Consider the following 8091-nt stretch of genomic DNA (forward strand, 5'->3'; position numbering starts at 1 on the left):
TCTTATACTATCATACTTGGTATAAACATAACAGATAAAATATTACGGAGCAATAAATTACTCCGTGTCGTCTTTCATCCCCGCTTTAAAAAGACGGGGCTTTCATACTCCCGCGATATCCTGGTAAAATTTTTATAAAAATATATTTACATTTAACAAGTAGTCTTATTATCATTATTATGATAGAGGGTAATCAAACTACCCACAAAAAGAAAAGGGACATCACACAAGGCTATGAACCATGTAATGTCCCTTTTGTGAAAACCAATAGCCATAGGAGGCCAAAATGATTTTCTTTATTAATCCAATTTCAATTATAGTACAAAATCTCAGCCAAGAAAAGGCTTTATTACGAGCCTACTTGGGTCTAACTCAAACAATGGCCACTAAACCAATTACAAATTCAGTAAACGAAACACGATTATACTACAACCGCTTCTTAGGGTACTTAATCCACCACCTAGAAAACACGATCGCTGACATTGAGGCTGCCGATACCTACATAGAAGAGCAAGAGCAACACAAAAGCAATTCAGAGACTACCTACACCCCACAGGAGGCACAAGCATACGACAGTTTATTTGGTGAACAGCCTCCACAAGATATACCAGAATCTGAGAAAATCGAATCACCATACTTTAATGAGGCAGAAATAGCTAAGGTAAATGCAGCCTCTAATAAAATCTCAGAAAAAAATCGGCAGCAATCCATAGAAAAAAATTCTCCAGCTCAAACCGAAACTTTAGAAGTTGATGAAGTAGAAGCGAGTGAAACTAGGAGTAGTTTGCAACAACCTGAACCTACTCTCACTGAACTGAAGCAGCAGCTATTATCTAAGAAAAATAAATCACAACTAGAGCAATTCAAGTCAGAGATAGGGGCTGAGAAGGCTGGAGAGATTTGGGAAAGCTGCACAATTCCTGAGCGCAATCTAATCAAATGTATTAACGCTACCACTAAAACAGCAGCCTTACCTTTTGATTTAGTTAGTTGGGCTAACCCTCTAGGAAGACGAGAGATAGGGCGTTATGTTGGGTTTTACCGTGGAGGTAAACAGTGCAAAGAGAACGAACGAGTGATTTATCTACCAAAGCATGACACATTCAAAGTCGTGGACAAGCGATCGCTCAAAGGAGTAGATGCAAAGTCTCAAAAACCTTGTCCTCGTGACCTTGCGATCAAGTTAGAAGCTGCATTAGAAGCACAACCAGAACCAGAGCAACCTACAGCTCAGGAAATAGCAAATAATAAGTTGGGCTAAAACTAGAGAAGCTGTTGTTTAGTGCCAACTGTTTTTATAAGTCTTTTAATGTAAGGCTTTTGAAGCCTAGCGTTTTACTGTATAACTTTCTTTTGCTATGCTTGTTATCGACTGTTTTTTGTAAGTAATGAAAACTGAAACGAGGTAAATTTGTCTTCCGGCTGATTACTTGGTTAAATGTCGCCCTTTTATTGCATACCATAGTAAGTAAAATAAGGGAGACCAATATAGCAAAATGGAATATGCAGCCTCAGGAAAATAAAACACAAAAGGTAGCGGAACTACCAAGCGCATCCAGAAATTCAAAAAAAACTTCACTAACTCATTTATTGGCAAACCTCGACACTCAATATAATCCACTATAAAATCATCATTCGTCCAATAGCAGCTTTTTTGTAGATCGACGACTTATCCAAAGTCAAAATAAGGAAGTGGAATTGAAAATGCAAAAATTAAGCTCAACAAAAATAGGCCCACATATATAAGGGAAATATTCTTTAAAAGAATAATCAGTTTTTTCTTCATAAGAATTTAACGCTTAGGTGAGGGGGCGACTATAGGCCACGTCCACTCAACTGACAAGTTATAACTATTTGAATAACGCAAGTCTAAGCCAAACTAACCAAAAAAGACATAACATTGATCACTTATTATATACCCAAGGCTTATATTAAGCTTGGGTTCAGAAGATGGCATAAAACTAAAGTAACTGTAACTAAGTGGCAAGTTCTCTTTGACATCCTCCCCGGCCTAAAGGCACGGGGATTCCTACCGAGCCGTAGCTCTTCAGCGAGTTGACGTCTCACCGGCTGCTGCTACCTTGACGGTAGTCTTACACTTGCCTCCACGTCCGCGCACGAGTCTCAGAATGCCCTCCCGCGACTTATCTATCAAGAATTCTTATGGATGCTTGTCTGTGCCTTCAAGTTTGAGCTGCTCATTGACCTGAAAGCTTCCCTTGTTCTGCTCTCAACTGAAGGAATTTCGACCTAATATTCTTTTCTACAGTATTTATGAGACAAGGTGGGTATAGAACCAATTTCATTATAGCATAGTATAGAAAGTCGCCCGCTTATGGGCGAGGCTTTAAACCCAATTTTTCGGTAACAATGAATTTAATTTTGAATTTTTTGATAACGCAAAATTTTTTCTTCTTCCTTCTTCCTTCTTCCTTCTTCCTTCTTCCTTCTTCCTTCTTCATATTTTGACGCTAAAGTTATGCTACATGGAGATATTGGCAGATAATGCAGAAAACTGAGTACAGTATTAAAGATGCCAGTGTTGGTACTTCACGCTATAACAAAGAGTAATGGGTGATTCGGAAACTTAGAGAATGGTTTTACTTTTATCCCTAAATTAAATTAGGGTTAAGTTAAAAGACAGTTGGCGAATAAGAACTTTTATTTCTTGATTGTCAAATGTTGAGCATTCTACATAGTTCTAATGTTGCTCCAACTCTCTGAGTTCTGAAAGTACCCTCTACTAGCGAACTTTATTAGTTGGCATTCCTAATCTCCATGCTGCGAATAATTACTAACTGGCTTGAGGCACAAGCTGAATTAAAACGTATCACAGAACGTACCCATGATGATACGGCTATTCATAAAGAAACTACAGTGCGAGAAATCTTGCGCTCCGTTAAAGAAAAAGGCGATGAGGCTCTATTACACTATACATCAGAGTTTGACCATATTACCTTAACTCCAGAAGAGTTAAAAGTAAGCGGTTCAGAGTTAGATGCGGCCTATCAACAAGTAAATAAGGACTTATTAAATTCAATTCGTTTTGCTGCTAAACAGATAGAAGCTTTTCACCGACAGCGAGTTCCTAAATCTTGGGTTCAGTTCGGTGATGATGAAGTGGTTTTGGGCAAACGCTACACACCAGTAGATCGAGCTGGTTTATATGTTCCTGGGGGTAAGGCTTCTTATCCAAGTACAGTTCTAATGAATGCTATACCTGCTCAAGTGGCCAAAGTACCGAAGATTGTCATGGTAACACCACCTGGCCAAGGTAACAAAATTAATCCTGCTGTACTTGTAGCTGCTCAGGAAGCAGGCATTCAAGAAATTTATAGGATTGGAGGAGCACAGGCAATAGCAGCTCTTGCTTATGGGACAAAAACTATACCAAAAGTGGATGTCATCTCTGGGCCGGGTAATATCTATGTAACTTTGGCAAAGAAAATTGTTTATGGCACCGTAGGTATTGATTCTCTGGCTGGGCCTTCAGAGGTGATGATTATTGCAGATTCTGAAGCTAACCCAGTTCATTTAGCTGCAGATATGTTGGCTCAAGCAGAACATGATTCATTGGCTGCAGCTATCTTGTTAACTACAGATTCAGCAATAGCACGTCAGGTGGTAACAGAGGTAGAGCGACAACTTGAGGATCATCCACGTCGCACAATGACAGAAAAGGCGATCGCCCATTACGGTTTAGTTGTTGTTGTTGAGTCTCTCAAAGCTGCTGCTGAACTTTCTAATCTATTTGCTCCAGAACACTTGGAGTTGGAAGTTTCAGATCCTTGGGCTTTGCTGGAAAATATTCGTCATGCTGGTGCTATTTTCCTTGGTTATTCCACTCCAGAAGCTGTGGGAGATTATTTGGCAGGGCCAAATCATACTTTGCCTACTTCTGGTGCTGCTCGCTATGCTTCAGCATTGGGAGTAGAAACATTTATGAAGCATTCTAGCTTGGTTCAATATTCTTCTACTGCCTTGCATAAAGTGGCCACAAAAATCGATCTATTGGCCACGACTGAGGGGTTGCCCTCTCATGCTAACTCGGTACGAGTGAGGACAAAAACTCAGGAGCAGGAGCAACAAGAATGGATGAAAAAAGAAAACATTAATCAGGAAAATGATGGTAAAAATTTATAAGTAATACAAGATGACTCCCGTTAGAATCTTTAGATCGCGGGAGAACATACAACTAATGGAAGGTTTTCAATTTCATAGAAGAAGGAAGAACTGAAGTTGGAAATATATTGCGTTGTCTGATGTTTATGGGAAACAGATTAAATCAATGAATCGTTGGTACAACAAACAGATATCAACTATTAAAGAAAATAAACCTTTGGGATTTTGGTCAAATAGACTAGCTGCCATTACAGAAAAGCGTAACCGCCAAATTCGATTTGGGTATAAATAAAGCAGCCAGAATAGTAATTAATCATTGTGTAAAAAATTTTATTGGTACAATTGTATTTGGTTGGAATAAAGGTCAGAAAAATGAAATAGATAATGGTCATAAAAAGAATTCAGAATTTGTACCAATTCCTACAGCTAGACTCAAAGAAAGAATAGCTCAGTTGTGCGATGAATATGGAATAATATTTATAGAAACACCAAGAAAGTTATACAAGTATGGCTTCATTTTTAGATGGTGACGATCTGCCTATTTATGGTGAGAAACCCAATGATTGGAAACCGTCACCGAAAAGAATAAAGCGTGGTTTGTATAGAAGTATTAATAATTGGTTAATTAATGCAGACTGTAACGGGGCTGCAAATATAATCGCAAAAGTAAGCCGCAAAGCTGTAGGGGCGATTCGCGAATCGCCCCCTACTTAAGCCGACTGTGTAGGGGCACTTTGACTTGTCCCCAGAGAATATATCTTTGGTCAGCTAAGGAAAAACGAAGCAACATGGATTTATCGGTGTTGCGTAGTATCAACTTAGAATCCCCGTGACTTAAGTCTGGGGAGCAGTCAATACTGTATAGGACTACCTATTTCTTATCTCTGACTAATACTCTTGTCTATGGCCTTCAAAACAATTATTGTAGCTCTCAGCAATTCACACTCAGATCTAGATTTAGTAATTCAAGCATTAACAGAATTTAACTTAACATCAAAAACAAGAGTGATTTTATCTCATGTGGTTGCTACAGAAAAATCAGATTTGGATCTGAAAGCGGATCGACCTCAACCTGAAGGGAAAAATATTTCTGTCGGGGAATTTGAAAAGCAACTTAAAGTTTACCGAGAAAAACTTCCTTGTTTTACTGAAGTAGAGGTTGTGACTGGCGATCCAAGTGAAGAAATTGTTCGCTTATCTAATATTTATAATGCAGATTTAATTGTAATTGGTAGTCGGGGATTAAAAGGTATAAATCGGATTTTGCAGAAGTCTATTAGTAGTCAGGTTGTTGCTGAAGCAAATTGCTCAGTGTTTGTGGTCAAGCAGAGATAGCTCATACTATTTTTGTTATAAGTAGAAGTATTCAATAATTAATAATTAATAATTAATAATTAATAATTAATAACTAATAATTACCTCTCTTTTAAAAGAATGAAGAGGATTGACTCAAAAGAAAATTTTTCTTCTCTTGGTAGATTGGATATGGCGATGAAACTTCGCCATCCCAACTCTGTGAGAAACTACGCTTTTTCCTAGGTCATGGTCCGCAAACATTTTGCGAAGCGCAAAACGACCGCTTTTCTCCCCTTAAAATAGGAGGCTTTCAACCACAATTTTTCGGTAAATTAGTATAAAAATAGAAAAAATCAATAGGGAATCAAAAGCAATAATAAATTTAATTACCGTATTTTTTTATCTTACGATTAACTTACGGGATGATGGTTAAACCGAAAATCATAAATTCAATAAAATAATCTGATTTTTTCTGTTTTTAATCAATTATAATTTGACAAATACCATTATAAGTACGAAAATAAGTCCTAAAATTTCCTAAAATCTATATTCTCAAGCTATATATATAAAATCAGGTGAAACAAGAGGCATGAAAACTTTTTTTAAGCAGTCTATAGCTGCACTGACAACTTTAGGATTATTAACTTTCTTTTCTCTTCGTCCAACACCAGTCAGAGCAAATTTCTTTGACCAAAAAGAAGTCGAGCAGTCTAGATACATTGCAATTGCAGTTCCTCGTGCTTTTGGGCCACAATTGCTAATTTTAGAACAAAAAACCGATGCCAGACTATGTTGGGATGAAAGTGGCGATCGCCCTGTCTTAGTCGATCCTCTATTACTAAATTTTGACTTTACGGGTATTTGTGGACGTGCCACTGACAGTAATGGTTATTCTATCCGAATTGCAGGTACTGATCTAGCTCTTGAATATGCTCTCTCTTTGCAAATGAGCGGGGGGGATATACGACTAATGGGTATTTCTCGTTATGATTCTAATGCACCACGACTACTGATAGGCAGAACTTATGGTTTAGCTGACGGATTTACTAAAATTATTCTTGAACCTGGTTGGCGGTTTGCTAAAAGAACTTATGGGGGTAAAGAGTTAGGTCATATATATGTTACTACTGATTGGATGCCAACAGAGTGAGAAAGTTATGATCACAACTAGATAGGGTTTACTGAAGTCAGAAGTCAGAAGTCAGAAGTCAGAAGGAATAATTGTCTGATATTTGTCTGTTTAGTGCAGGATGGCGGAAATAACTAACCAGTTACAAAATCCTAAAACAATTACAAATCAAAAATGATTGAATGTCTTGAGTGCATCTTACATTCTGAGGACACCTCGCCAATTAGCACTTGCTTTTAAATGTATGACTTATAAACATCCGGGTAGCGGCACTAGGTTTGCTGAAAATGTGAGCATTTTTAGCTTTTTGGAGCGAAAAACTTGCATTTTTTTTTCCGTTAAAAATATTAAAGCATTTACCGAAAAGCGACGTTGAGAGCAAGCGTGTTTTAACCGGGGGATGAAAACAAGCGAGTCCTTTAGACTAGACAACTTTAGTTGTCCTGTGCTATAATCTGAATATACAAATGTCTAAGACAAAAGTAAGCAGAAAGCTAGGTTTAGACTTAAGCAGACTGTGTAGGGGCACTTTGACTTGTCCCCAAAGAATATACCTTTGGTCAGCTAAGTATAGACGAAGCAACAAGGATTTATCCTGTTGCGTAGTATCAACTTAGAATCCCCTTGGCAACAGCTGCGGGGAGTAGTCAAAAATAAAAGCTTTGAGAGTTAATTAGCAAATCATAGTTCTATCAAATTAATGTTAAAAAGCGGCCATTAAAAATGACCGCTTCTTAATAATCCTCAACACCACTTAAAAGAAATTCAAAAAGTAATTGACACAACAGTTGTGCCTTAACATAAACAGAGTTTTTGAGAAAGAGCATCGACGACTGGCCGTGTTTCGTCTCGATGCTCTTACTGATTCGCTCCTCACACCCTAGATAGTCTAACTTACTAAGCTAGTTTTGTCACTACTTTTCAGTAATTTTTTTTGACAAATCTTGAAAGCATTATCTATCAAGAGCTTCACATTTTAGATAACCAATCTAAAATCAAAGAATTAACTATTGTTGGCCTTTCATCGTGGGGACAATGACCTGTGTTGGGTATGGGAACAAATTTAATAGATGCACCTTTCTCTGCTAAGTCTTGATAAATTTTCCCACCAGAAATTGGTGTCCAAGGGTCGTTTTCTCCCCAAATTACTAACAATGGTGCTTGAATTTTTGGTAACAATTCTGAGGGATGAGGTCCTGCGGGTGCAGTGAGAATTGAAGCAAAAACTTTCTGCGCTCCAGCGTCGCAAGAAGGACGATGAAGTAATTCGATTAACTCATCTGTAATGGCTTCTTGATTACGATAAACTTGTTTGAGGGTGCCACGAATACGATATTTTTGACGGACTTGATTGAAAATAAATGGTCCTAGAGCTGGGGAATTAACTAATTTGCTGAACATCCCCATTATGAATCTTAGAGGAGGATTTAGTTCTTGAGGTCGATGGTTTAAGCCTCCTGCACAGTTAATGAGAATTCCACCTGTAGAAATTTCTGGGTAGTCTGCTAGTATCATTAGGCTAAGTAATCCACCAATGGAGTTGC

General features: G+C 37.9%; 8 protein-coding genes. 6 read left to right on the top strand and 2 right to left on the bottom strand.

Annotated elements, in window-relative coordinates:
• The first annotated feature begins 286 nt into the window (after window positions 1-286).
• Window positions 287-1261: a hypothetical protein gene (locus F6K54_RS35285; RefSeq protein ID WP_293088383.1), complete on the top strand. Its 975-nt coding sequence runs from the start codon at window positions 287-289 to the stop codon at window positions 1259-1261.
• A 1072-nt stretch (window positions 1262-2333) separates the two neighbouring features.
• Here F6K54_RS35285 and F6K54_RS35290 read toward each other — a convergent pair.
• Entirely contained in the window at window positions 2334-2462 is a 129-nt protein-coding gene (locus tag F6K54_RS35290) for a hypothetical protein (RefSeq protein WP_293088385.1), read from the bottom strand.
• A 316-nt stretch (window positions 2463-2778) separates the two neighbouring features.
• On the opposite strand from F6K54_RS35290, the gene hisD reads away from it, so the two are divergent.
• The 5 genes from hisD to F6K54_RS35315 all read left to right on the top strand — a co-directional run bounded on the left by hisD (window position 2779) and on the right by F6K54_RS35315 (window position 6568).
• Complete coding sequence (gene hisD / locus F6K54_RS35295; protein WP_293088396.1) at window positions 2779-4143, top strand: histidinol dehydrogenase; 1365 nt, start codon at window positions 2779-2781, stop codon at window positions 4141-4143.
• Between the two features lie 145 nt (window positions 4144-4288).
• Complete coding sequence (locus F6K54_RS35300; RefSeq protein WP_293088387.1) at window positions 4289-4414, top strand: hypothetical protein; 126 nt, start codon at window positions 4289-4291, stop codon at window positions 4412-4414.
• Complete coding sequence (locus F6K54_RS35305) at window positions 4401-4652, top strand: hypothetical protein (protein WP_293088389.1); 252 nt, start codon at window positions 4401-4403, stop codon at window positions 4650-4652. The genes F6K54_RS35300 and F6K54_RS35305 overlap by 14 nt, the downstream gene beginning before the upstream one ends.
• Before the next feature lie 373 nt (window positions 4653-5025).
• Window positions 5026-5457, top strand: a complete 432-nt coding sequence (locus F6K54_RS35310) for a universal stress protein (RefSeq protein ID WP_293088390.1) — start codon at window positions 5026-5028, stop codon at window positions 5455-5457.
• A gap of 550 nt (window positions 5458-6007) precedes the next feature.
• On the top strand, window positions 6008-6568 hold the full coding sequence (locus F6K54_RS35315; RefSeq protein WP_293088392.1) for a DUF3747 domain-containing protein: 561 nt from the start codon (window positions 6008-6010) through the stop codon (window positions 6566-6568).
• Between the two features lie 948 nt (window positions 6569-7516).
• On the opposite strand, the gene F6K54_RS35320 is transcribed toward F6K54_RS35315, so the two are convergent.
• Window positions 7517-8091, bottom strand: a 575-nt coding sequence (locus F6K54_RS35320) for an alpha/beta fold hydrolase (RefSeq protein ID WP_293088394.1), incomplete at its 5' end; no start/stop codon positions are given.

This window comes from Okeania sp. SIO3B5 (assembly GCF_010692555.1).
Taxonomy (GTDB): Bacteria; Cyanobacteriota; Cyanobacteriia; order Cyanobacteriales; family Microcoleaceae; genus Okeania.

Excerpts from the sequence above, each read along its gene's own strand:
- F6K54_RS35290 (WP_293088385.1), bottom strand. The coding sequence starts at position 2,462 with ATGAAGAAGGAAGAAGGAAGAAGGAAGAAGGAAGAAGGAAGAAGGAAG.
- hisD (WP_293088396.1), top strand. The coding sequence starts at position 2,779 with ATGCTGCGAATAATTACTAACTGGCTTGAGGCACAAGCTGAATTAAAA.
- F6K54_RS35300 (WP_293088387.1), top strand. The coding sequence starts at position 4,289 with ATGAATCGTTGGTACAACAAACAGATATCAACTATTAAAGAAAATAAA.
- F6K54_RS35310 (WP_293088390.1), top strand. The coding sequence starts at position 5,026 with ATGGCCTTCAAAACAATTATTGTAGCTCTCAGCAATTCACACTCAGAT.
- F6K54_RS35315 (WP_293088392.1), top strand. The coding sequence starts at position 6,008 with ATGAAAACTTTTTTTAAGCAGTCTATAGCTGCACTGACAACTTTAGGA.
- F6K54_RS35285 (WP_293088383.1), top strand. The coding sequence starts at position 287 with ATGATTTTCTTTATTAATCCAATTTCAATTATAGTACAAAATCTCAGC.